Annotated in this window: 19 protein-coding genes and 2 pseudogenes; 11 read left to right on the plus strand and 10 right to left on the minus strand. The window is 71.9% G+C overall.

Going from position 1 to position 21,307, the window contains the following annotated elements:
• Nucleotides 1-198: 198 nt before the first annotated feature.
• Nucleotides 199-954 (plus strand): annotated as a pseudogene (locus AAFF41_RS39430) (lysylphosphatidylglycerol synthase domain-containing protein); the annotation flags it as partial.
• 173 nt (nucleotides 955-1,127) lie between these two features.
• On the opposite strand, the gene AAFF41_RS39435 reads toward AAFF41_RS39430, so the two are convergent.
• On the minus strand, nucleotides 1,128-1,931 hold the full coding sequence (locus tag AAFF41_RS39435) for a creatininase family protein (RefSeq protein WP_319749422.1): 804 nt from the start codon (nucleotides 1,929-1,931) through the stop codon (nucleotides 1,128-1,130).
• Between the two features lie 49 nt (nucleotides 1,932-1,980).
• On the opposite strand from AAFF41_RS39435, the gene ribA reads away from it, so the two are divergent.
• The 5 genes from ribA to AAFF41_RS39460 all read left to right on the plus strand — a co-directional run bounded on the left by ribA (nucleotide 1,981) and on the right by AAFF41_RS39460 (nucleotide 7,124).
• Nucleotides 1,981-2,670 carry a GTP cyclohydrolase II gene (ribA, locus tag AAFF41_RS39440; protein ID WP_054234509.1) on the plus strand — a complete coding sequence of 230 codons (690 nt, stop codon included), beginning with the start codon at nucleotides 1,981-1,983 and terminating at the stop codon, nucleotides 2,668-2,670.
• 75 nt (nucleotides 2,671-2,745) lie between these two features.
• Nucleotides 2,746-3,723: an ornithine cyclodeaminase family protein gene (locus AAFF41_RS39445; protein WP_319749421.1), complete on the plus strand. Its 978-nt coding sequence runs from the start codon at nucleotides 2,746-2,748 to the stop codon at nucleotides 3,721-3,723.
• Nucleotides 3,720-4,865 carry an NAD(P)/FAD-dependent oxidoreductase gene (locus AAFF41_RS39450; RefSeq protein WP_319749420.1) on the plus strand — a complete coding sequence of 382 codons (1,146 nt, stop codon included), beginning with the start codon at nucleotides 3,720-3,722 and terminating at the stop codon, nucleotides 4,863-4,865. The genes AAFF41_RS39445 and AAFF41_RS39450 overlap by 4 nt, the downstream gene beginning before the upstream one ends.
• Complete coding sequence (locus AAFF41_RS39455; RefSeq protein ID WP_343325502.1) at nucleotides 4,862-5,980, plus strand: saccharopine dehydrogenase; 1,119 nt, start codon at nucleotides 4,862-4,864, stop codon at nucleotides 5,978-5,980. The genes AAFF41_RS39450 and AAFF41_RS39455 overlap by 4 nt, the downstream gene beginning before the upstream one ends.
• Nucleotides 5,973-7,124 (plus strand): saccharopine dehydrogenase family protein, encoded by a 1,152-nt coding sequence (locus tag AAFF41_RS39460; protein ID WP_319749418.1) that lies wholly within the window; start codon nucleotides 5,973-5,975, stop codon nucleotides 7,122-7,124. Before AAFF41_RS39455 ends, AAFF41_RS39460 begins: the two co-directional genes overlap by 8 nt.
• Before the next feature lie 6 nt (nucleotides 7,125-7,130).
• Here the strand turns inward: AAFF41_RS39460 and AAFF41_RS39465 are convergent, their stop codons facing one another.
• From AAFF41_RS39465 to AAFF41_RS39475, 3 genes are read right to left on the minus strand one after another with little or no spacing between them, the layout of a single operon-like run.
• Nucleotides 7,131-8,357, minus strand: coding sequence for a serine hydrolase domain-containing protein (locus AAFF41_RS39465; RefSeq protein WP_343325503.1), 1,227 nt, complete (start codon nucleotides 8,355-8,357; stop codon nucleotides 7,131-7,133).
• Between the two features lie 39 nt (nucleotides 8,358-8,396).
• Complete coding sequence (locus AAFF41_RS39470; RefSeq protein WP_343325504.1) at nucleotides 8,397-9,809, minus strand: MFS transporter; 1,413 nt, start codon at nucleotides 9,807-9,809, stop codon at nucleotides 8,397-8,399.
• A complete protein-coding gene (locus AAFF41_RS39475) occupies nucleotides 9,806-10,384 on the minus strand; it encodes a TetR/AcrR family transcriptional regulator (RefSeq protein ID WP_319749415.1) in 579 nt (192 codons plus the stop codon). Before AAFF41_RS39475 ends, AAFF41_RS39470 begins: the two co-directional genes overlap by 4 nt.
• Before the next feature lie 99 nt (nucleotides 10,385-10,483).
• Here AAFF41_RS39475 and AAFF41_RS39480 point away from each other — a divergent pair, with 99 nt between their 5' ends.
• Nucleotides 10,484-10,924, plus strand: coding sequence for a PPOX class F420-dependent oxidoreductase (locus tag AAFF41_RS39480; RefSeq protein ID WP_319749414.1), 441 nt, complete (start codon nucleotides 10,484-10,486; stop codon nucleotides 10,922-10,924).
• Here the strand turns inward: AAFF41_RS39480 and AAFF41_RS39485 are convergent.
• Nucleotides 10,877-11,803, minus strand: coding sequence for an NAD(P)-dependent oxidoreductase (locus tag AAFF41_RS39485; protein WP_343325505.1), 927 nt, complete (start codon nucleotides 11,801-11,803; stop codon nucleotides 10,877-10,879). The genes AAFF41_RS39480 and AAFF41_RS39485 overlap by 48 nt on opposite strands.
• A 133-nt stretch (nucleotides 11,804-11,936) precedes the next feature.
• Between AAFF41_RS39485 and AAFF41_RS39490 the strand changes: the two genes are divergently transcribed.
• Entirely contained in the window at nucleotides 11,937-12,602 is a 666-nt protein-coding gene (locus AAFF41_RS39490; RefSeq protein WP_319749486.1) for a TetR/AcrR family transcriptional regulator, read from the plus strand.
• 81 nt (nucleotides 12,603-12,683) lie between these two features.
• Here the strand turns inward: AAFF41_RS39490 and AAFF41_RS39495 are convergent, their stop codons facing one another.
• On the minus strand, nucleotides 12,684-14,036 hold the full coding sequence (locus AAFF41_RS39495; RefSeq protein ID WP_343325506.1) for an MFS transporter: 1,353 nt from the start codon (nucleotides 14,034-14,036) through the stop codon (nucleotides 12,684-12,686).
• A 307-nt stretch (nucleotides 14,037-14,343) separates the two neighbouring features.
• A complete protein-coding gene (locus AAFF41_RS39500) occupies nucleotides 14,344-15,009 on the minus strand; it encodes a TetR/AcrR family transcriptional regulator (RefSeq protein ID WP_319749411.1) in 666 nt (221 codons plus the stop codon).
• A 162-nt stretch (nucleotides 15,010-15,171) separates the two neighbouring features.
• On the opposite strand from AAFF41_RS39500, the gene AAFF41_RS39505 reads away from it, so the two are divergent.
• From AAFF41_RS39505 to AAFF41_RS39515, 3 genes are all read left to right on the plus strand, one after another.
• The gene (locus tag AAFF41_RS39505) at nucleotides 15,172-16,047 is read left to right on the plus strand and encodes a shikimate dehydrogenase (protein WP_415925908.1); all 876 of its coding nucleotides are present in this window, start codon (nucleotides 15,172-15,174) and stop codon (nucleotides 16,045-16,047) included.
• Nucleotides 16,048-16,285: 238 nt separating this feature from the next.
• Entirely contained in the window at nucleotides 16,286-18,088 is a 1,803-nt protein-coding gene (locus AAFF41_RS39510; protein ID WP_319749408.1) for a bifunctional sugar phosphate isomerase/epimerase/4-hydroxyphenylpyruvate dioxygenase family protein, read from the plus strand.
• Nucleotides 18,089-18,351: 263 nt separating this feature from the next.
• Nucleotides 18,352-19,314 (plus strand): hypothetical protein, encoded by a 963-nt coding sequence (locus tag AAFF41_RS39515; RefSeq protein WP_343325507.1) that lies wholly within the window; start codon nucleotides 18,352-18,354, stop codon nucleotides 19,312-19,314.
• Between the two features lie 56 nt (nucleotides 19,315-19,370).
• Here AAFF41_RS39515 and AAFF41_RS39520 read toward each other — a convergent pair.
• The 3 genes and pseudogenes from AAFF41_RS39520 to gnd form a co-directional block, all read right to left on the minus strand.
• A pseudogene (locus AAFF41_RS39520) lies at nucleotides 19,371-19,774 on the minus strand (TerB family tellurite resistance protein); the annotation flags it as partial.
• A gap of 41 nt (nucleotides 19,775-19,815) precedes the next feature.
• Nucleotides 19,816-20,421, minus strand: coding sequence for a histidine phosphatase family protein (locus AAFF41_RS39525; protein WP_343325508.1), 606 nt, complete (start codon nucleotides 20,419-20,421; stop codon nucleotides 19,816-19,818).
• Between the two features lie 5 nt (nucleotides 20,422-20,426).
• Nucleotides 20,427-21,305 carry a phosphogluconate dehydrogenase (NAD(+)-dependent, decarboxylating) gene (gene gnd / locus AAFF41_RS39530; RefSeq protein ID WP_319749405.1) on the minus strand — a complete coding sequence of 293 codons (879 nt, stop codon included), beginning with the start codon at nucleotides 21,303-21,305 and terminating at the stop codon, nucleotides 20,427-20,429.
• Nucleotides 21,306-21,307 lie beyond the last annotated feature (2 nt).

Raw genomic sequence — 21,307 nt, forward strand, 5'->3', positions numbered from 1 at the left:
GCGGACCTGGTTCCGGTGCGCGGCGACGTGAGTCCGGCGGACACGGCACCGACCGGTGGCGAGGTGGGTGAACCGCGCTCCGAGGGTGAGCCGAACGTGGCGCCGGCCCTCCAGGAAGCCGACCCGACCCCCGCCCACCGCAAGGGGGGCTCCCTGCGCACGCACATCGGTTCCGTCGCCGGCGTCCTCATCCTCGGTGTGCTGCTCTGGCGGCTCGGTACCGGTGTCTTCCTGGACGGCCTGCGACGGGTCGACGGGCCGACCCTGCTGGCAGGGCTGGGGCTCGGCCTGCTGACCACCGTGTTCAGCGCCTGGCGCTGGTGCCTGGTGGCACGTGGGCTGCGGATCCGGCTGTCGCTGGGCGGCGCCGTCGCGGACTACTACCGCGCGCTGTTCCTGAACGCGGCGCTGCCCGGCGGAGTCCTCGGCGATGTGCACCGTGCCGTACGACACGGCCAGAGCACCGGGGACGTCGGCCGCGGCGTACGCGCCGTGGTCCTCGAACGGACCGCGGGCCAGGCGGTCCTGGTGGCCGTCGGCGCGGTGGTCCTGCTCACCTTCCCGTCACCGGTCCTCGCGGACGCCCGCCAACTCGCCCTGATCCTGGCGATCGTCTCGGTGTGCGGAGTCGTCACGGCGGGCGCGGTCCGCAGGGGCAGCGCCCAGTCCGGCCCGTCCCGGCGCCACCGAGCCGTCCGCGCCACGCTCACCGAGGCGCGCGGCGCGCTGCTCGCCCGCGGCAACTGGCCGGGCGTGCTCATCTCGTCGGTCGTGGTGCTGGCGGGACATCTGGCGATGTTCCTGCTTGCCGCCCGCGTCGCCGGATCCCACGCCTCCGCCGCCGTACTGCTGCCGCTCGCCCTGCTGGCCCTGCTCGCCATGGGCCTGCCGCTGAACATCGGCGGCTGGGGCCCCAGGGAGGGCGTCATGGCCTGGGCCTTCGGCGCCGCCGGGCTGGGCGCCGGCCTGGGCCTGAGCGTCGCGGTGATCTACGGAGTGCTCAGCTTCGCCGCCGCCCTGCCAGGCGTCGCGGTCCTGGTCGTCCGGTGGTTCGCGGCGCTGCGGCGCCCCCGGCAGGAGAACGCAGGAGGGCACGATCAATGCCGAGCGTCAGAGACCGCCGAAGTTCACACTCCGGAAGTCCCCTTGGCCGGGGCCGCGTCGGAGGCAGTGGGCAGCGTCTTCGCCGTCACCAAGGAGAAGTACGCCCCGAAGGCCTCGGTCAGCCCCGCCAGGAGCTCCTTCCCCTTCTCGGCGGACGCCTTCGAGGGACGGCCGATGACGCCGGACTCGGTATAGCCGGCCATTCCGAGGGTGAGCAGATGACGCCGGTCGTCCGCGACGAAATCGGAGGTCTCGTAACCGGGCCGGACCAATTCAGGATGCGTGTGCAGAAGAATGGAGGTCTCGATTTCACCGGCATGCATATCGGTGAGCAACGAGGTCTCCACACCTGCCCGTTCCAGCGCGGCCTCCCAGTCCTCCATGGCCGGGAAGAGTGCCATACGCGTACCGGTGCCGACGGATTCCTGAACCACGTTGCCCAGCACGTAATTCCCGCCGTGCCCGTTGACCAGCACCAGGGTGTCGACGCCGGAGTGGCGCAGCGATGCGGCTATGTCCCGCACCACCGCGTGCAGCGTGACGGCGGAAATGCTGACGGTACCCGGCCAGGCCGCGTGCTCGTGCGAGCAGGAGATCGTCACCGGAGGAAGGAGATGGACCGGATGAGCGGCGGCGATCCGTTCCGCGACGGCGCACGCGACCAGGGTGTCCGTCGCCAACGGAAGGTAGGCACCGTGCTGTTCGAAACTCCCGACGGGAAGCACGGCGACCTCACGGGCGACACCGGCCCCCCGCTCGCGTACATCCTCCGTGGTGTCCGTAGGCAACAGACCGGATACCGCCGAGCGCGTTCCCGAACCACTCATGTTTCACGGCCTTTCGACGCTGCTTTCGACTCTGCTTAGGAACCAGATCATGACAGATAACTTTGGAGTACTCGCCGGGACCGCACGCCTCACAGGTGTCGAACGAGTTGTGAATGCCCCTTTGCCCACCGTGTACGGCGACTTCCAGGCGGTCGGCTTCCTGGACCACGATCGCGGAGAGGAGCAAGTGGCCCTGGTTTACGGGGAGGTCGGCGACCTCAGCAAGAGCGGGGAAGGCGCCACGAAGGAGGGCGTCCTCACCCGGCTCCATTCGGAGTGCCTCACCGGGGACGCCTTCGGCTCCACCCACTGCGAGTGCGGTGACCAGCTCGCCGCCGCGCTGCGCGCCATCGTGGCGGAGGGCCGTGGCGTCCTCGTCTACCTCCGCGGTCACGAGGGCCGCGGCATCGGCCTGCTCGCCAAGCTGCAGGCGATGAAGCTCCAGTCGGAGGGTCTCGACACCGTCGAGGCGAACGTCGCCCTCGGCCTCCCGGTCGACGCCCGTGACTACCGCGTCGCGGCGGACATCCTGCACGACCTCGGCGTCCGCTCCGTACGCCTGCTCTCGAACAACCCGCGCAAGCGGGAGTCGCTCCAGCGCAACGGCATCAAGGTCGCCGAGCAGGTCCCGCTGCTCATACCGCCGTGCCCGCAGAACATCACCTATCTGCGCACCAAGCGGGAGCGCCTCGACCACTTCCTGCCCCACCTGGACGTGGTGGTCTCCCACTCCTCCTGAGCGCGGGCGCCCGAGGGCGTCACCCGGAGGCGTCGGCTGTGGTGAGAGAGGTGCGCGCGGGGAAAGGTACAAGGAATGACCGACGACGTCCTGTACCTCTCCCGGGACCGGGTGACGGAGCTGTTGGACACCGATGCGGCGATCGCCTCGCAGCGCGCGGCGTTCACCGCGCTCGGTGACGGCACCGCCGAGCTCCCCGGCAAGATCATGCACCCCAGCCGATTCGACGACAGCGTCGTCTTCGCCTACCTCGCCCGGCTGTCCGCCGACACCGGGGCCGTCGCCAAGTTCGGCAGTGTCAACCCGGCCAACACGGCGGCCGGGCTGCCGACGGTGCACGCCGTGATCAACGCGCTCGATCCGGTGACCGGGCAACTCGCCGCCGTCATGGACGGTACGGCGGTCACGACCCTGCGCACCGCCGCGGCGAGCGCCGTCGCCCTCGACGCGCTGGCCACCGCCGACAGCGCGGAGCTGGGCCTCCTCGGCTCCGGCACCCAGGCCCTCGCCCACGCGCGGGCCGTCGCCCGGGTGCGGGACCTCAGGTCCGTACGGGTGTGGAGTCCGAACCCGGCCCGACGGGCGCGGGCGGCGCGGCGCCTCGCGACGGAACTCGGGGTCGCGACCAGGGCCGTCGACACGGCGGAGGAAGCCGTCGCGGGCCTGCCCATGGTCGCCGCCTGCACGCTCAGCAGCACACCCGTCGTACGGGGCGCGTGGCTGGCTCCCGGGTGCGCGGTCGTCAGCGTCGGCTCCTTCGAGCCCACCCGCAGCGAGGTCGACACGGACGTCGTGCGGCGGGCGGCGGCGGTCGTGGTCGACGACCCGGAGACGGCGGCGGAGCACGCCGGACCGATCGTGGACGCGCTGCGGGAGGGAGGACTCACGCGCGCCGACCTGATCCCGCTCGGCGGCGTCCTCACCGGCAGCCACCCGGCCCGCACCCACCCCGACGACATCGTCTTCTACAACAGCGTCGGGCTCGGCATCCAGGACGCCGCCGCGGCCTGGGCCGTGATCGAGGCCGCTCGTGCCCGGGAGGCGCGCCGATGACCGGGAGCGCGCGGGTCGTCGTCATCGGCGGCGGGGTGATGGGCACGAGCATCGCCTACCACCTGGCCCGGGCCGGTGTACCGGACGTGGTGCTCGTCGAGCGCGACGAACTCGCCTCCGGGTCCACCTCGCGGGCCGCGGGCGGGGTCCGGGCGCAGTTCTCCGACGAGCTGAACATCCAGCTGGGTGCCCGGAGTCTCGAGGCGTTCGCCCGTTTCGGTGAGGAACCGGGCCAGGACATCGGACTGCGCCGCGTCGGCTATCTGTTCCTGCTCTCCACGCCCGAGGAGGTCGCCGCCTTCGAGGACGGCGTACGGCGGCAGAACGCGCTCGGGGTGCCCAGCCGTCTGATCGACCCGGCCGAGGCCCAGCGGCTGTCCCCGCTGATCAGCACCGACGGGTTGCTGGCGGCGGCCTTCTCCCCGGACGACGGGCACTGCACGCCCGAGTCCGTCGTGCAGGGCTACGCGGCCGGGGCCCGCCGGTACGGCGCGACCGTGTTACGGCACCGCGAGGTCACCGGCATCGAGACCCGCGGCGACGAGATCACCGCGGTCGTCACCAGCCAGGGGCGGATCGCCACCGACACGGTCGTCTGCGCGGCCGGTGCCTGGTCGCGGGCGGTCGGCGCGATGGTGGGCGTGGATCTGCCGGTGGAACCGCTGCGCCGCCAGATCGCCGTCACCGAGGCCGTCCCGGGCCTGCCGCCCGACCTCCCCATGACCATCGACTTCACCACCAGCCTCTACTTCCACTCCGAGGGCCCCGGCCTCCTCCTCGGCATGTCCGACCCCGACGAGGTCCCCGGTTTCGCCACCACTCCCCACGACCGCTGGATCCCCCGCCTGTCCGAGGCGATGGAGCGCCGCGCCCCGGCCCTGCTCGACCTGCGCCGGACGGGCGGCTGGGCGGGCCTGTACGAGATCACTCCGGACCACAACGCCCTGATCGGCGAGGCGCGTTCGTGCGCGCGCTTCCTGTACGCGACGGGGTTCTCGGGCCACGGCTTCCTCCAGGGACCGGCGGTCGGCGAGGTGATCCGTGATCTGTACCTGGGCCGCGTACCCTTCGTCGACATCAGCCCCCTGAGCGTCGAGCGCTTCACCGCCGACGCCCCGCGCCCGGAGGTCAACCTCGTATGACCGAGCTCCACTTGTGGCTGCGCCACGAGATCCGTACGACCGAACGGCGTACCCCGATCGTGCCCGCGGACGCCCGACGGCTCGTCGAGAGCGGCGTGACGCTCACGGTCGAGGAGTCGCCGCAGCGGGTCTTCCCCATCGAGGCGTACGAGGAGGCCGGCTGCCGGGTCGCGAAGGCGGGCTCCTGGGTGTCGGCGCCCCCCGAAGCCGTCATCGTGGGACTGAAGGAACTCCCCGACGGACCACCCGCACTGACACATCGCCATGTCTTCTTCGGGCACGCCTACAAGCGGCAGCCGGGGGCGGCGGCGCTCCTCCGCAGGTTCCTCGCCGGGGGCGGGGCCCTGCTGGACATCGAGTACCTGGTGCACGACGACGGGCGCAGGCTCGCCGCGTTCGGCTACTGGGCCGGATACCTGGGCGCCGCCCTGGCGGTGCTGCACCACCGGGGCAGCCTCAAGGCCCCGTTGCGACCCACCTCGAAGGAGGACCTGGACGCCGAACTCGCCTCCGAGAAGGGCGAGTTGCCAGCTCTCGTCATCGGCGCGCTCGGCCGCAGCGGCCGGGGTGCCCGGGTGGCGCTGGGCGTGGCCGGGGTCGAGCCCACCAGCTGGGACCTCGCCGAGACCCGGGAGCTGGACCGACCCGCGCTGCTGGCACACGAGTTGATGGTCAACACCGTGCTCACCACCCGGCCGATCCCGCCCTTCCTCACGGACGAGGACCTCGACGAGCCCGGCCGCCGGCTGCGCACCCTGTGCGACGTCACCTGCGACGTCGGGTCCCCCCTGAACGTGCTGCCGATCTACGACACCACGACGGACTGGACGCACCCCGCCCGCCGCATCCGCGAGCGGCCCGCCCTCGACCTGATCGCCATCGACAACCTGCCGTCGCTGCTGCCGCTGGAGGCGAGCGTCGACTTCTCGGCGGCGCTGCTGCCCCAGCTGCTGGAGTTCGGGCTCGGCGGACCGTGGGGGCGCTGCCTGGACAGCTTCCACGAGGCGTGCCGCGCCCTCGAAGCCGAGGAAGCCGCGGATGCCGGGGTGGCTGACGAAGCCGAGAAGGCAGAGCAAGCCGAGAAGACAGAAGATGGGGAGCCGCGTGATGTCTGAGGTGACGGCCGCGAGCGGCACCGTCCACTGGATCGGGGCGGGCCTGTCCACCGGCAGCGGTCTCGCCGCGACCTGCGACGCCGCCGACCGCGTACGCCTGTGGCACCGCACCGAGGAGCGTGCCGCGCGCAGCCTGGAGGCGCTGGGCCTGACCGGGCGGGCCCAGCCCGGTGCCTACACACGGGAGGCGCTCGCCGCCGAACTCGCCCCCGGAGACGTCGTCGTCTCCATGCTGCCCGCGCCCGAACACGCCCCGCTGCTCGCCGTCTGCGTCGAGCGCGGCGCCCACTTCGCCTGCTCCAGCTATGTGTCGGACGCGGTCCTCGACCAGGTGCCCGCGGCCGAGGCGGCGGGAGTGGTGGTGCTCACCGAGTGCGGGCTCGACCCGGGCATCGACCACCTCTTCGCACACAGTCTGATCGCCCGGGCCGAGGCCGAGATCGGCGCCGACTCGGCCGCCTCGTACCGCCTCACCTCGTACTGCGGCGGCATCCCCGCCGTGCCCAACGACTTCAAGTACCGCTTCAGCTGGGCACCCGCGGGCGTGCTCAACGCTCTCCGTTCGCCCGCCCGATACGTCGAGGACGGCACCGAGACCACCGCCGACCGCCCCTGGGAGGCCACCCGCCCGCACCTGATCGACGGCGAGGCCTTCGAGGTCTACCCCAACCGCGACAGCGTGCCCTTCGTCGAGCAGTACGGGCTTCCCGGCACCTGGACGCCGGAGACCTTCGTGCGCGGCACCCTGCGCCTCGACGGCTGGCTGCGGGCCTGGGACACGGTCTTCGAGGAGTTGAAGGCGGGCGACGACCGGCGGATCACCGCCCTCGCCCAGGAGCTGGCCAGGACCTATCCGACCACCGACGCGGACCGTGACCGGGTCGTCCTCGCCGTCTCCCTCGACGTGCGCGGCGGCGCCGGCGCGACCTGGTCGGGGCGCTACCTCCTCGACCTCGTGGGCACCGCCGAGGAGAGCGCCATGGCCCGCTGTGTCTCCCGCACGCTCGCCCTCGGGGTCCGCCACATCCTGGACGGTTCGCTCCCGCCGGGCCTCGGCCGCGCCGCGGAGACGGCGGAGCGCTCCGAGGAGTGGCTGGCCGAACTCGCCGGGGAGGGAGTGCCCTTCACCCTGCGCGTGGGGTAGCCGGGCTCAGCCGAGCACCGCCTCGTGCACGAGCCGCTTGAGCTCGGGATAGATCGAGTGCGACGAGGTCGGGCGGACCTGGGTGTAGAACTGCACGGTCAGGTCGTGGCGCGGGTCGACCCAGAAGGTCGTACTGGCGACCCCGCTCCAGCCGAACGCGCCCTCGCTGGACGGCGACCTGGTGATCTCGGGGTCCACCACGACGGAGACCCCGAGTCCGAAGCCGAGTCCCGCGTTGCCGGGTTCGCGATGCAGCGCGCTGCCGAAGGTGCGGCGGTCGACGCCGCCCGGGAGGTGGTTGGCGGCCATCGTGGCCACGGTCTCCGGCTTCAGCAGCCGGGCCCCGTCGAGTTGGCCGCGACGGCGGAGCATCTCCATGAAGCGGTGGTAGTCGTACGCGGAGACCACCATGCCGCCGCTGCCGGAGAGGAAGCGCGGGCGGCCGTGCAGAGGGAGTCCGGCGATCGGGGTGATGCGGCCCTCGGCGTCCTCGCCGTAGAGCTCGGCGAGCCGCCCGGCCTGCTCGTCGGTGACGCAGAACCCGGCGTCCGTCATCCCCAGCGGCCCGAAGATCCGCTCGGCGAGGAACACGTCGAGATCCTGCCCCGACACCACTTCGATGAGGCGGCCGAGCACATTGGTGGAGACGGAGTAGTTCCACTCGGTGCCCGGCTCGAACTGAAGGGGCAGGCCCGCGTACACGTCGCAGGTCCCGGCCAGGTCCGCGCCGGGCGCCACCGACGACTCCAGACCGGCGTCGCGGTAGAGCGCGTCGACGGGGTGGGAGTGGTAGAAGCCGAAGGTCAGACCCGAGGTGTGGGTCAACAGGTGCCGGATCAGGAGGGGTTGTTCGGCCGGACGGGTCTTCATGTCGGCGCCCGACCCGCTGACGTACACCCGGGGGTCGGCGAAGGCGGGCAGGAAACGGGCGACGGGGTCGTCGAGCCGGAGGCGTCCCTCCTCCAGGAGCATCAGCGCGGCGACCGAGGTGACCGGCTTCGTCATCGAGTAGATCCGCCACAAGGTGTCGGTCTCGACGGGGAGTCGGGCCTCGACGTCGCGATGGCCGTACGTGGTGAGGTGCGCCACCCGGCCGTGCCGGGACACGGACACGAGGTAGCCGGGCAGCCGGAGGTCGTCGACCAGGTGGGAGAAGTGCTGGTCCAGACGGGCCAGCGCCTTCGGATCAAGGCCGGCCTCGCGCGGCTCGACCTCTTGTCGCAGATGTCCCATGGTTCTCCTCCGGACTGCGGCTCTCGGACTCGCTCGTCCTCATCGTCTCGTACGGACTTCGCGAGCGGCGTCGCCGGGTGGGTGACCGGCGGGTCGCCGCTCGGTGACCGGCGCGTCGCCGCGGCCCGGGAGCCGCAGCGCCGACAGCGCGCCGATCGCCGTGAGGGCCGCGAGGACGGTCAGCGCGGGGCCCATGTCGACGCCGGCCAGGCCGACCAGCGTGGTCGCCACGGCCACCCCCACCGTCGGTCCGATGTTCATCGCGGTCTGCTGGAGCCCGCCCGCCACCCCGGCCGACCCGGCGGACGCGCAGCGCACGACGACGGACGTCGCGCTCACCATCACCGCGACGAACCCCGCGCCCAGGAGCAGGAATCCGGCGCCGATCGCCGGGTCCGTCGAGGCGCGGTCGAGCCTGGACAGCAGCAGGACGCCGAGGAGGAGCAGCGGCATCGCGGTCCCGGTCGTGCGGCGCGGGCCGTGGCGGCGCAGCAGTACGGCGGAGACCGGCGCGCCCAGCACCATCATCACGGCCAGCGGGAGCGCGCGCAGACTGCTCTGGAGCGGGTCGAGGCCGAGCACGTCCTGAAGGTAGTAGGTGCTGACGAAGAGCGTGCCGAACAGCGCCGCGGAGGCGCACACGAGGGTGCCGAGCGCCGCGCCGACCGCGGGGGAGCCGAGCAGCCCGGACGGCACCAGCGGGCTCGCCGCGCGCCGTTCGTGCCGTACGAACGCGGCTGTCGCGGCCGTCGCCACGACCGGCCCGAGCACGGTCGCCGTGGTCCAGCCGGTCGCCGGCAGCACGACGAGCGTGCGCACCAGGGCGACCAGGGCCACCGCGAGCAGCGCCGCGCCGGGCAGGTCGAGTCCGGCCGCCGAGCCTCTGGCCCGGGGCGCGTCCCGGACGGTCAGGGCCAGGGCGGCCATGACGAGCGCGGGTACGACGTTCAGGAAGTAGACGGGCCGCCAGCCCAGCTGGGTGACCAGCGCCCCGCCGATGAGGGGACCCGCGGCCGCCGCGAGACCGATGGCGCTGGTGCGCAGCGCGATGGGCATGCCGAGCCGGTCGGGCGGGTAGGCCGCGCGCAGCATCCCGAGCGTGGCGGGCTGCGACAGCGCGCCGAAGATCCCCTGGGCGACCCGCAGTCCGATCACCCAGCCGATGTCGGGCGCCAGACCGATCCCCGCCGACGCCGTCCCGAAGCCCACCATCCCCACGGCGAAGACCTGTTGGTGGCCGTACCGGTCGCCGAGTCGCCCCGCGAACACCAACAGACTGGCCACCGCGATGAGATAGCCGGTGCTGGTCCACTGCACCTGTGCGAACGAGGCGTCCAGGTCGCGCCGCAGCGTGGGCTGAGCGACGGTGAGGACGGTTCCGTCCAGCGCGACGACGACGGCCCCGACGACGCTGTTGGCCAGCGTGATGCGGCGCCGCGCCGAGGGGTTCACCGCTCCTCCGGCCCGAGGTGCGCGTCCAGCGCGGCATCCAGCAGGGGTACGAAGTCGGTGGCTCCCGTGGCGAGTGGGAGGCTGCCCCAGCCCCACAGCTGGGCGATCCCGTGCAGGTTCGCCCAGAGGGCGCCCGCGACGAGCGCGGCGTCGGCCTCGGGACGTGCCCGGCCGACCAGGTCCACCAGGACACCGAACAGCGGCAGACTGGTTTCCCGGAGCCCCGGTTTCCCGCTCTCCAAGAGATCGTGGCGGAACATCAGCTCGTACATTCCGGGCTGAGTGAAGGCGAAGTCGAGATAGACCCTCCCCAGCGTCGTGAGCCGGTCGCGGGGACTCGCCGCTGCGTCGCCCAGCGCCTCCGTCGCCCGGGCCCCCAGGTCGGCGAAGCCCCGGCGCGCGATGGCGGAGAGCAGTTCCAGATGGGTCGGGAAGTAGCGGCGCGGAGCACCGTGGGAGACGCCCGCGCGACGGGCGATCTCCCGCAGGGTCAGAACCTGCGCGCCCTCCGTGGACACCAGGTCCACGCCCACCTCGATCAACCGGGCTCGCAGCCCCGTGTCCGCTTCACTCATAGACACTGTCTACCAGTCTCCGTAGACGCTGTCTACCAATCTGGTAGACGGTGTCTACGTGACGGGAATGGCCATGCGTTCCCCGGGGTTGAGCGATACATGACTCAGGACGCGACGCAGGACGCGCTGCTCAAGCTGCTCTCCGAGTACGACGGCGGAGTGCTGGTCACCCTCAAGAAGGACGGCCGGCCTCAGCTGTCCAACGTGAACCACGCCTACGATCCCGACGAGCGGATCGTCCGGGTCTCGGTCACGGACGACCGCGCCAAGACCCGCAATCTGCGCCGGGACCCGCGGGCCTCCTATCACGTCACGGCCGAGGACCGTTGGGCGTACACGGTCGCCGAGGGCACCGCCGAGCTCACTCCCGTCGCCCGGGACCCCCACGACGAGACGGTCGAGGAACTGGTGCGGCTCTACCGGGCCGTCCGGGGCGAGCACCCCGACTGGGACGAATACCGGGCCGCGATGGTCAGCGACGGCCGGCTCGTCCTACGGCTCCACGTGGAGCGCGCGTACGGCGTCCCCCGGGAACGCTGAGCTCGCTCGCTCGTCGCTGCGGGCCTCGATCGCGCGGAGCACGGCCACCATGTCGGACCCGCCGTGGCCCTGTGCCACGGTCTCGTCGAAGAGGGCGTGGCAGACGTCGAGCAGGGGTGAGGCCAGCCCCGCTCGGCGGGCGGCCCCGGCGATCAGCTCGTTGTTCATCAGGACGTCACGGGCCGCGGCCTGCACGGCGAAGTCGCGCTCCCGCAGTTTCGGGGCCTTCATCCGGGAGACGCCGCTGGCCATCGGGCCGGCGTCCAGCACGTCCAGGAAGAGCTTGCGGTCCAGGCCCTGCCGTTCGGCGAAGTGGAACGCCTCGCTGAGGCCGGTCACCAAGGTGATCAGGAACAGGTTCACGGACAACTTCATCAACAGGGCGTTGGGCACCGGCCCGCAGTCGAAGCTCTCGTGACACATGGGGCCGAGCAGTGGCCGTACGTCCTCGACGGCCGCGGGATCCCCGGCGAGCATCGCCACCAGCCGCCCGGCCTCCGCCGGGACCCGCGACCCGGAGACCGGGACCTCGACGTACCGTCCGCCCGCCGCGCGCACCTCGGCCTGCAGGCCGCGTGAGTACTCGGGGGACGTCGTGCCCATGGGGACGACGGTGCGCCCCTCGACGCGCGCGGCGAAGTCCGGGGTGCCGCGGCCCAGGACGGCGTCCGTCACGGAACCGTCCGCCGGCATCAGGAGGACGACGCGGCAGCGCGCGAAGACCTCCGCCGGGTCCGCGGCCACCTCGGCTCCCGCGGCACGCAACGGCTCGGTCCTCGCGGCGGTGCGGTTCCAGACGACCAGCGGGGTGCCCGCCCTCGCGAGGTTGAGCGCCATGGGCTGTCCCATGACACCGAGGCCGATGAATCCCACGTACACGACGCACCACCGCCTCTGCCGGCACCCCCGTCGGGCCGCCGTCGCCTCCTATGACCGCTGTCATGATAGCCAGCTCTATGACAGCGGTCATAGTGGGTAGTGTGCCTACGTCAGTCCTGGTGGGAGGTCGATGATGGCGGTTTCCGAGCGGGGGCCGCGCGAACGGATGGTGTTCAGCGCGGCACAGCTCATCCGGCGCGACGGGGTCACCGCGACGGGGATGCGCGAGGTCGCCGCGCATGCGGGGGCGCCGCGCGGATCGCTCCAGCACTACTTCCCGGGCGGCAAGGAGCAGTTGGTCAACGAGGCCGTGGACTGGGCGGGCGGCTACGCGGGCAAGCGCGTCGCCCGCTTCCTCGCGGCGCTGAACGAACCGACGCCGAGCGGTCTGTTCGCGGCGATGGTGCGGCAGTGGACCGACGAGTTCCAGGAGGCCGGATTCGCCTCCGGCTGCCCCGTCGCGGCGGCGACCGTGGACTGCGCGGAGTCCACCGAGTCCACCAGGACCGCTGCCGCCGCCGCGTTCGCCCGCTGGAACCGTCCGGTGGCCGAGGCCCTGACGGACATGGGCGTACCGGCCGAACGGGCCGAACCGCTGGCCACGGTGATGATCAGCGCCCTGGAGGGGGCGCTCCTCATCGCCAGGACCGAACGGGACGTACGGGCGCTGACTGCCGTGGCCCACGAACTCGGTCCCTTCCTGGACGGGGCCCGGACGGTGAGCCGAGGGGCGACAGGATCTCCGCGCACACCGGCCGCCCCTGAACCCGGCCGGGGTGCGCGGAGTGGCTCTGTGTAACCGCGCTGTTTCTTTCCGCTTGTCCCGGGCGATGTTCATGCCGAAAACGCCGGCTGTCAACCGTGCCCCCCCGTCGGACGGTCAGGCGGTCACGGCCTCGCGCTTCGCGGCGTCCTGGGACGCCCGCTCGCCCAGCTCCTCCGTCGGCACCGTGTGCGTCTCGCGGGCGGTGAGCGCGGCGAGCACCGGCGGGACGCACAGCGCCGCGGTGAACAGGGCCACGGACGACCAGTCGTCGCCGCCCGGGCCCGCGATCTGCGCGGCGAAGGTGACCGCGAACCCGGCGACGGCGAAGCCGATCTGCGTGCCGATCGCCATACCGGAGAGCCGGACGCGGGTGGAGAACATCTCGCCGTAGAAGGACGGCCAGACACCGTTGGCCGCGCTGTACACGACGCCGAAGGCGAGGATGCCGAAGAGGAGGACGAGGGGGTACGAGCCGGTCGAGATGGCCCACAGGTAGGCGAACATCAGCACGGCGCTGCCCGCGGCGCCGATCAGGAAGACCGGACGGCGGCCGATGCGGTCGAAGAGCGTGGCCCAGGCGGGGATCGCGCCGAGGGCGACGATGTTGGCGAGCGCGCCCACCCACAGCATCTGCGTGCGCGACAGCCCGACCGAGTCGCTCGTGCCGTACGCCAGCGCCCAGACCGTGAAGATCGTGCTGACCGAGGCGATCAGGGCGCCCGCGACGACCCGCAGGACGTCCGCCCAGTGCTCGCGGAGGAGCACGAGGAGCGGCAGTTCGGGAACGCCCTCGCTCGCGGCCTGCTGGGTGAAGGCGGGCGTCTCCTGGAGGGTGCGGCGGATGACATAGCCGACCACGGCGACCGCGACGCTCGCCCAGAACGGCACGCGCCAGCCCCAGGAGAGCAGTTGGTCCTCGGGCAGTGCGGCGACCGGCAGGAACACCAGGGTCGCCAGGAGCTGGCCGCCCTGGGTGCCGCTGAGGGTGAAGCTGGTGAAGAAGCCCCGGCGGTGGGGCGGCGCGTGTTCCAGCGTCATGGAGTTGGCGCTCGCCTGCTCACCGGCCGCGGAGATGCCCTGGAGGACGCGGCAGAGCACCAGCAGGACCGGGGCGAGGCCGCCGACCTGGGCGCGGGTGGGCAGACAGCCGATGAGGAAGGTCGACAGGCCCATCAGGATCAGCGTGAAGACCATGATCTTCTTGCGGCCGACCCGGTCGCCGAAGTGGCCGAGGAAGAGCGCGCCGACCGGGCGGGCCGCGTACGCGACGCCGAACGTGGCCAGTGAGAGGAGGGTCGCGGTGGCCGGGTCCGACTCGTCGAAGAAGACCTTCGGGAAGATCAGCGCCGCGGCGCTGCCGTAGATGAAGAAGTCGTAGTACTCCAGGGCGCTGCCGATCCAGGCGGCCATGGCGGCCTTCCGGGGCTGGCCGGGTGGCGCGTCGAGCGGGACGGCGGGGACAGACACGGCGTGCTCCTTCGAGGGAACTCCGGGGACGGGAGTGACGGAGGGGTGAGATGCCGGGGCCCTGGGGGTGTACGGGTCGGCCGTGCCGGATGCGACGAGTCTGCTCGACGGTGGGAGGTCTGCTCAACGTTGCGCGTCCGGCTAATTAACCCACTGGATAGTTAGTAGCGGATGGCTACGGATGTTGCGCCCACGTTTCCCGGGTGTCAAGAGGTCGTACTGAAGGATCTCTCCCGGCCGTGCCCCGCCCTGGCCCCGGAGCGGGGCCCGGAGCGGGGGACGGGAGGGGGCGACGGTCCTGCCGTTCTCAGTCCTCCGTGCGGTCCGCCGTCAGATAGGCGATGACCATGTCGCCGAGCATGGTCCGGTAGTGCTCCCGCTGGTCGGGGGCGACCAGGTCACGGCCGAAGAGGGCGCCGAAGGTATGCCGGTTGGAGACCCGGAAGAAGCAGAACGAGCTGATCATCGCGTGCAGGTCCACGGCGTCGACGTCGGCCGTGAACAGCCCCGACTTCCGGCCGCTCTCCAGGATGCGGCGGATCACCTCCAGCGCGGGTGAACCGATCTTCCCGAGTTCCTCGGACGCGACTATGTGCTCCGCCTCGTGGATGTTCTCGATGCTGACCAGCCGGATGAAGTCCGGATGCGCCTCATGGTGGTCGAAGGTCAGCTCGGCGAGCCTGCGGATGGCCGCGACCGGGTCCAAGTGCTCGACGTCCAGCTCCTGTTCGGCCATCCGGATCACGGAGTACGCGCGCTCCAGGACGGCCGTGAACAGCTGCTCCTTGCCGCCGAAGTAGTAATAGATCATCCGCTTGGTGGTGCGGGTGCGGGCGGCGATCTCGTCGACGCGGGCACCGGCGAAGCCGGCGCGCGAGAACTCCTGGGTCGCCACGTCGAGAATCTCGGCCTTGGTCCGGGCGGCGTCGCGGATGCGCCCGACGGGCCGTGCAGGTTCTTCGACGCTGGTCATCGGCTTCCTTCGGGCGAGGGGGTCAGTGCCCGCGATTGTAGAAGCAGCGTCTGCCGCCGTCGTCCCGAGTTCCGGGGCGGGCCTTCCCGCGAGCTCGGGATGCTGATATAGCTAACGTACTAGTTCGTACATTAGTGAGCGCTCAGGAGGTCCGCCGTGACCATGGACACGTATCTCGTCGGCCTCATCGGTTCCGGCATCGGCCCCTCGCTCAGCCCCGCGCTGCACGAGCGGGAGGCCGACCGGCAGGGACTGCGCTATCTGTACCGGCTGATCGACATCGACGTGCTCGGCGTCGGGCCGGAGGCGGTGGGCGATCTCGTACGGGCCGCGCGGGACCTCGGCTTCGACGGGCTGAACATCACGCACCCCTGCAAGCAACTGGTCATCGACCACCTCGACGAGCTCGCTCCCCAGGCGGCGGCCCTCGGCGCGGTCAACACCGTCGTCTTCGAGGGCGGTCGTGCGATCGGGCACAACACCGACGTCACCGGGTTCGCGGCGTCCTTCGCGCGCGGGCTGCCCGATGTCCCGCTGGAGCGGGTCGTGCAGCTGGGCGCCGGCGGGGCGGGGGCGGCGGTCGCCCACGCCGTGCTGACGCTGGGCGCGGGGCACGTCACCGTCGTGGACGCGATGCCGGACCGGGCGGCGGATCTTGCCGCCGGGCTGAACCGGCACTTCGGCGCGGGGCGGGCGGCGGCCGCGACGCCGGACGCGCTCGAGGGGCTGCTCGCTCGTGCCGACGGGGTGGTGCACGCGACGCCCACCGGGATGGCGGCCCATCCCGGGCTGGCGTTCCCGGCCGAGCTGCTGCATCCCGGACTGTGGGTCGCCGAGGTGGTGTACCGGCCGCTGGAGACCGAGTTGCTGCGCACGGCCCGGGGGGTGGGGTGCGCGACGCTGGACGGCGGGGGCATGGCCGTGTTCCAGGCGGTGGACGCGTTTCGGCTGTTCACGGGGCGGGAGCCGGATGCCGTTCGGATGCTGGCGGACATTTCTGAGCTGGCGGGTGTGCCAGGTGCGGGTGTTGGTGGCTGAGGGCGCCTTTTGGGCGGGCGGCCCGGGTTGTGTGGCGGGATCCGGGGTGGTGGGGGCTGGTCGCGCAGTTCCCCGCGCTCCCTGCGGGGCGGGTGGTCCGGGTCGAGTCGCGGGTGCGGGGCGCGTCCACGCGGCGGAGCCGCAGATGTCACAGCCCCGCGCCCCTTGCGGGGCTCGTCCGAGCCGACGGCTCTCGTGGCCGTGCCTCGATGTGAAGCGACAGCTAAGGAGTATCGACGTGCGTACGTCCATTGCCACTGTCTCGCTCAGTGGGTCCCTGACCGAGAAGCTCACGGCCGCGGGGCGGGCGGGGTTCGACGGGGTGGAGATCTTCGAGAACGATCTGCTCGCGAGCCCCCTCACCCCCGAGGAGATCCGGGCCCGCACGGCGGACCTCGGTCTGAGCATCGACCTGTACCAGCCGATGCGGGACGTCGAAGCGGTGCCCGAAGAGGAGTTCGCCCGCAATCTGCGCCGCGCCCGGCACAAGTTCGAACTCATGCGCCGCCTCGGCACCGACACGGTCCTGGTCTGTTCCAGCGTCTCCCCGCTCGCCGTGGACGACGACGCGCTCGCGGCCGACCAGCTGCACCGGCTCGCGGACCTCGCGCAGGACTTCGGTGTGCGCGTCGCCTACGAGGCGCTCGCGTGGGGTCGCCATGTGGATACGTACGACCACGCCTGGAGCATCGTCGAAGCCGCGGACCACCCCGCCCTCGGCACCTGCCTGGACAGCTTCCACATCCTCGCCCGCGGCGGCGACCCCAAGGGCATCGAGGACATCCCCGGCGAGAAGATCTTCTTCCTGCAACTGGCCGACGCCCCCCTGATGGCGATGGACGTCCTGCAGTGGAGCCGCCACTACCGTTGCTTCCCGGGCCAGGGCGGCTTCGACATCGCGGGGTTCCTCGGACACGTCCTGCGGGCCGGATACCGCGGACCGCTCTCCCTCGAGGTCTTCAACGACGTCTTCCGGCAGGCCGAGGCCGGGCCGACCGCCGTGGACGCGCGTCGCTCCCTCCTCGTCCTCCAGGAGGCGACGGGACTCGCGGCCCCGCCCGCGCCCGTGGTGCCGACCGGTGTCGCCTTCGCCGAGCTCGTCACCCCCGACGTCGAACCCGTCACCGCGCTCCTCGGTGCCCTCGGCTTCACCCGCAGGGCAAGGCACCGCAGCAAGCCCGTCGATCTCTGGCAGCAGGGCGAGGCCCGTGTCCTCGTGAACACCGGACCGGCAGCCCGGCGCGACGGCACCTCCCTCGCCGCCGTCGGCCTGGAGTCCCCGGACCCGGCCGCCGCGGCCCGGCGCGCCGAATCCCTCCTCGCCCCGGTCCTGCCCCGCCGCCGCGCCCCCGAGGACGCACCGCTGGACGCGGTGGCCGCCCCCGACGGCACCGAACTCTTCTTCTGTGTCACGGATCGCTCCGGGCACCCCGAACTCGCGGGGTGGACAGGTGACTTCGTGCCGGTCCCGCACGAACGACTCCCGCAGCACGTGGTCCGCATCGACCACCTGGCCCTCACCCAGCCCTGGCACCAGTTCGACGAGGCGGCCCTCTTCCACCGCAGTGTGCTCGGGCTGAGCGCACAGGACAGCGTCGATGTCGCCGACCCGTACGGACTGCACCGCAGTCGCGCGGTCACCAACGCCGACGGCAGCGTCCGTATCGCCCTCGGCGTCGGGCCCGCCCCCACCGACGAGGGCGCCCGCGCCCAGCACATCGCCCTCGCCACGGACGACGTGGTCACCGCGGCCCGCCGCTTCCGCGAGGCCGGCGGCCGACTGCTGGCGATGCCCGCGAACTACTACGACGACCTCGCCGCACGGTATGAGTTCGCCGACGGCGAGCCGGAGACGTACCGCGAACTCGGCATCCTCTACGACCGTGACGCGGAGGGTGAGTTCCGCCACTGCTACACGGAGACGGTCGGTCGTGTCTTCTTCGAACTCGTCCAGCGTGACGGCGGTTACCGGGGCTACGGAGCGCAGAACGCCCCTGTGCGGCTGGCCGCGCAGCACCTGCCGCGCCGACCGGGGCGCTGACCCCTCGGCCGCGGCACGGCGCCACTCGCGTCACGACGCCGCCAGTCCGAGCCCCAGGCGGCGCCATATTACCCGTCAGTTGACATTGAAACATCAATGACCACCGCTATCATCACACCACCCGCGGAACACCTCTGCGGAGCGACCGTCGGCCGATGACAGCGGCAGCACGGTATCGCCCCCAGTCTGCTGCCCAGGACGTGGAGCAATCGGCCTCCGGCTCCGAGGCCGGTTTCAGTGCTTCACGTTCTGAGAGGGAGCCCATGCCGGGAGACCGCTTCACCCCCGACTTCGACCCCGACTACGGGGACGCGCCCCTCACCACCGCACGCAAGGACATCGCCAACGGGCGCTGGCAGGGTCTGCGGGATCTGCTGCGGGTGACCGGCCCCGCGTGGTCCGTGCGCGCCCACCGGATCCGGCTGCTCGCGCCCGCGTGCGCGGGCAACTCGTCGGTCGAGTCCTGGCTCGCCGAGGAGCCGCGCAGCCCCGACGCCCTGGTACTGCGAGCCGCGACCGAGGTGGCCAGGGCCTTCACCCTCGCCACCGCCGCGGGCGGGCGCGTACCCGTCGAACAGCGGCGCGTCGACCGGGCGGTGATGGCCTGTCTGCAGGGCGCCGAGGCCTACCCCGAGGACCCCACACCCTGGATCTGCCTCATCTCCGTCGCCCGGCTCTACGCCGCCGGGGTACGCCGCCAGGAACTCGGCCGCTGGTGGGACGAGTTGCACGCCCGCGATCCCTACACGATCGAGGGGCACCTCCATGTGCTGCGCTACTACTCGGCGCGCTGGCACGGCACCCACGGCCTGATGTACGACTTCGCCCGCGACGCGGCGGCCGTCGCCCCGCCGGGCTGCGCGCTGCCGGTCCTGGTGCAGTTCGCCCGCGTGGAGGAGTACCGCTTTCTCCAGGAGGAGGCGAACGGGCGGCCGGACGTGTCCGTCGACCTCGACGGGTACTGGAACAACGAGGGGGCCGTCGACGACGTACGGCGTACCTGGCAGCGCTGGATCACCGCGCGCCCGGACGGCCAGCCCGCGCCGGAGGAGGTGCGCGACCTCAACTACCTGGCGCACGCCGCCAGCTACGCGGGCCTGCCGGACCTCGCGGCCCCGCTCTTCAAGACCCTGGGGGTGCGCGCCAGCCGGATGCCGTGGTCCCGCACCGGCGACCCGGAGGCGGAGTACGTGAAGTGGCGCAGGCGTGCCACGCGCGGCGCCTGAGCCACCTCACGTGTCCCGGCCGTCGAGCTGGCACGGCCGGGGCCGGTGGGGAACCACAGGTCGAACTCGTGCGGCGGCAGGTCGAGCGGGAGCACGCCTCGCGCACGACGGCCTGCTCGGTCTTGTCGACGTCGCCGTCGGTGCCGCCGATGACGATGCCGATCTGGATGACGGCGCGCGCCTCGGCCGGCTTCTTCTTCGCCTTGGCGATCTCCTGGAGGACGCAGACCTTGCCGAAGGTGAAGTCGGCGGTCAGCTTGTCCAGGTGGTCGCCGAAACGGCGGCGCAGGTCGTCGGCGTCGAAGTTCCGCAACACCTCGTTCGTGGCGATGAGTTGCGACGCTCCGGCGCTCGGAGGGATCGACCGTCCCTCCCTCACTGCCTGGAGGGCGTGGGAGGTGCCCCCAGCCGCGGCGACGAGAGCTCCATACGTTGGGGAGAGGTCACGGCCCGCGCCGGAGGGCGGGCCGTGACCTCTCGATTTCTACAGCAATGTAGAAACTAGCGAACCGCCGCAGGAGTTCCGGTGGCGTTCCACTCGGCGATCACAGGATGCCCGTGCTCGGTGGACAGCCGGCTGACGGTGCCCGTCGCGAGCTGGAACAGCCGCCCGTCCGCGGGGGACAGCCCCAGCCGACGGGCCGTCAGCACGCGCAGGAAGTGGGCGTGTGCCACGAGAATCACGTCGCCGTCGGCGAGCGCCGGCCCGACGCGGGACAGCACGCGGTCGGCGCGCTCTCCCACCTCCGCGGGTGACTCGCCGGGATGGCCGTCGGGGCCGGGCGGCACGCCGTCGTTCCACAGGAACCAGTCGGGCCGGGTGCGGTGTATCTCGACGGTCGTGATGCCCTCGTACGCGCCGTAGTCCCACTCGTGCAGATCGGCATCGGCCACGGCCCCGTACACGCCCGCGAGTTCCGCCGTGCGTACCGCGCGGCCGAGCGGGCTGGTCAGGGCCAGGGCGAAGGTCCGGCCGGCGAGCAGCGGGGCGAGGGACTTGGCCTGTTCCTCGCCGTGCTGGGTGAGGGGCAGGTCGGTCCAGCTGGTGTGCTGACCCGACACGCTCCACTCGGTCTCACCGTGGCGGACCAGCAGGAGGTCGCCCATGGTCGTTACTTCGCCGACTCGACGGCGTGGCCGCCGAACTGGTTGCGCAGCGCCGCGATCATCTTCATCTGCGGGGAGTCGTCCTGGCGGGAGGCGAACCGGGCGAAGAGGGAGGCGGTGATGGCGGGCAGCGGGACGGCGTTGTCGATGGCCGCCTCGACGGTCCAGCGGCCCTCGCCGGAGTCGTCCGCGTAGCCGCGCAGCTTCTCCAGGTGCTCGTCGTCGTCCAGCGCGTTGACGGCGAGGTCGAGCAGCCAGGAGCGGATGACGGTGCCTTCCTGCCAGGAGCGGAAGACCTCGCGCACGTCCGTGACGGAGTGGACCTTCTCCAGGAGCTCCCAGCCCTCGGCGTAGGCCTGCATCATGGCGTACTCGATGCCGTTGTGGACCATCTTGGAGAAGTGGCCCGCGCCGACCTTGCCGGCGTGCACGAAACCGGCGTCGCCCTCGGGCTTGAGGGCGTCGAAGATCGGCTGCACCTTGGCGATGTGCTCGGCGTCGCCGCCGACCATCAGCGCGTAGCCGTTCTTGAGGCCCCAGACGCCGCCGGAGACGCCCGCGTCTACGAACCCGATGCCCTTGGCGGCCAGTTCCTCCGCGTGCTTCTCGTCGTCCGTCCAGCGGGAGTTGCCGCCGTCGACGACGGTGTCCCCGGGCTCCAGGAGCTCGCCGAGCTGGTCGACGGTGGACTGCGTGGCGGCGCCGGCGGGGACCATCACCCAGACCACGCGCGGGCCTTCGAGCGCGCTCACGAGTTCGGTGAGGCTGCTCACGTCCGAGACCTCGGGGTTGCGGTCGTAGCCGACGACCGTGTGGCCCGCGCGGCGGATCCGCTCGCGCATGTTGCCGCCCATCTTGCCGAGGCCGATGAGTCCGAGCTGCATGA

This window comes from Streptomyces mirabilis (genome assembly GCF_039503195.1).
GTDB lineage: Bacteria > Actinomycetota > Actinomycetes > Streptomycetales > Streptomycetaceae > Streptomyces > Streptomyces mirabilis_D.

Bases quoted from the DNA above. Each gene is read 5' to 3' on its own strand.
- AAFF41_RS39445 (WP_319749421.1), top strand. From the start codon at position 2,746: ATGACCGACGACGTCCTGTACCTCTCCCGGGACCGGGTGACGGAGCTG.
- AAFF41_RS39505 (WP_415925908.1), top strand. From the start codon at position 15,172: ATGGACACGTATCTCGTCGGCCTCATCGGTTCCGGCATCGGCCCCTCG.
- AAFF41_RS39475 (WP_319749415.1), bottom strand. From the start codon at position 10,384: ATGAGTGAAGCGGACACGGGGCTGCGAGCCCGGTTGATCGAGGTGGGC.
- AAFF41_RS39500 (WP_319749411.1), bottom strand. From the start codon at position 15,009: ATGACCAGCGTCGAAGAACCTGCACGGCCCGTCGGGCGCATCCGCGAC.
- gnd (WP_319749405.1), bottom strand. From the start codon at position 21,305: ATGCAGCTCGGACTCATCGGCCTCGGCAAGATGGGCGGCAACATGCGC.
- AAFF41_RS39480 (WP_319749414.1), top strand. From the start codon at position 10,484: ATGACTCAGGACGCGACGCAGGACGCGCTGCTCAAGCTGCTCTCCGAG.
- AAFF41_RS39525 (WP_343325508.1), bottom strand. From the start codon at position 20,421: ATGGGCGACCTCCTGCTGGTCCGCCACGGTGAGACCGAGTGGAGCGTG.
- AAFF41_RS39455 (WP_343325502.1), top strand. From the start codon at position 4,862: ATGACCGAGCTCCACTTGTGGCTGCGCCACGAGATCCGTACGACCGAA.
- AAFF41_RS39515 (WP_343325507.1), top strand. From the start codon at position 18,352: ATGCCGGGAGACCGCTTCACCCCCGACTTCGACCCCGACTACGGGGAC.
- AAFF41_RS39460 (WP_319749418.1), top strand. From the start codon at position 5,973: ATGTCTGAGGTGACGGCCGCGAGCGGCACCGTCCACTGGATCGGGGCG.
- ribA (WP_054234509.1), top strand. From the start codon at position 1,981: ATGACAGATAACTTTGGAGTACTCGCCGGGACCGCACGCCTCACAGGT.
- AAFF41_RS39465 (WP_343325503.1), bottom strand. From the start codon at position 8,357: ATGGGACATCTGCGACAAGAGGTCGAGCCGCGCGAGGCCGGCCTTGAT.
- AAFF41_RS39450 (WP_319749420.1), top strand. From the start codon at position 3,720: ATGACCGGGAGCGCGCGGGTCGTCGTCATCGGCGGCGGGGTGATGGGC.
- AAFF41_RS39435 (WP_319749422.1), bottom strand. From the start codon at position 1,931: ATGAGTGGTTCGGGAACGCGCTCGGCGGTATCCGGTCTGTTGCCTACG.
- AAFF41_RS39490 (WP_319749486.1), top strand. From the start codon at position 11,937: ATGGCGGTTTCCGAGCGGGGGCCGCGCGAACGGATGGTGTTCAGCGCG.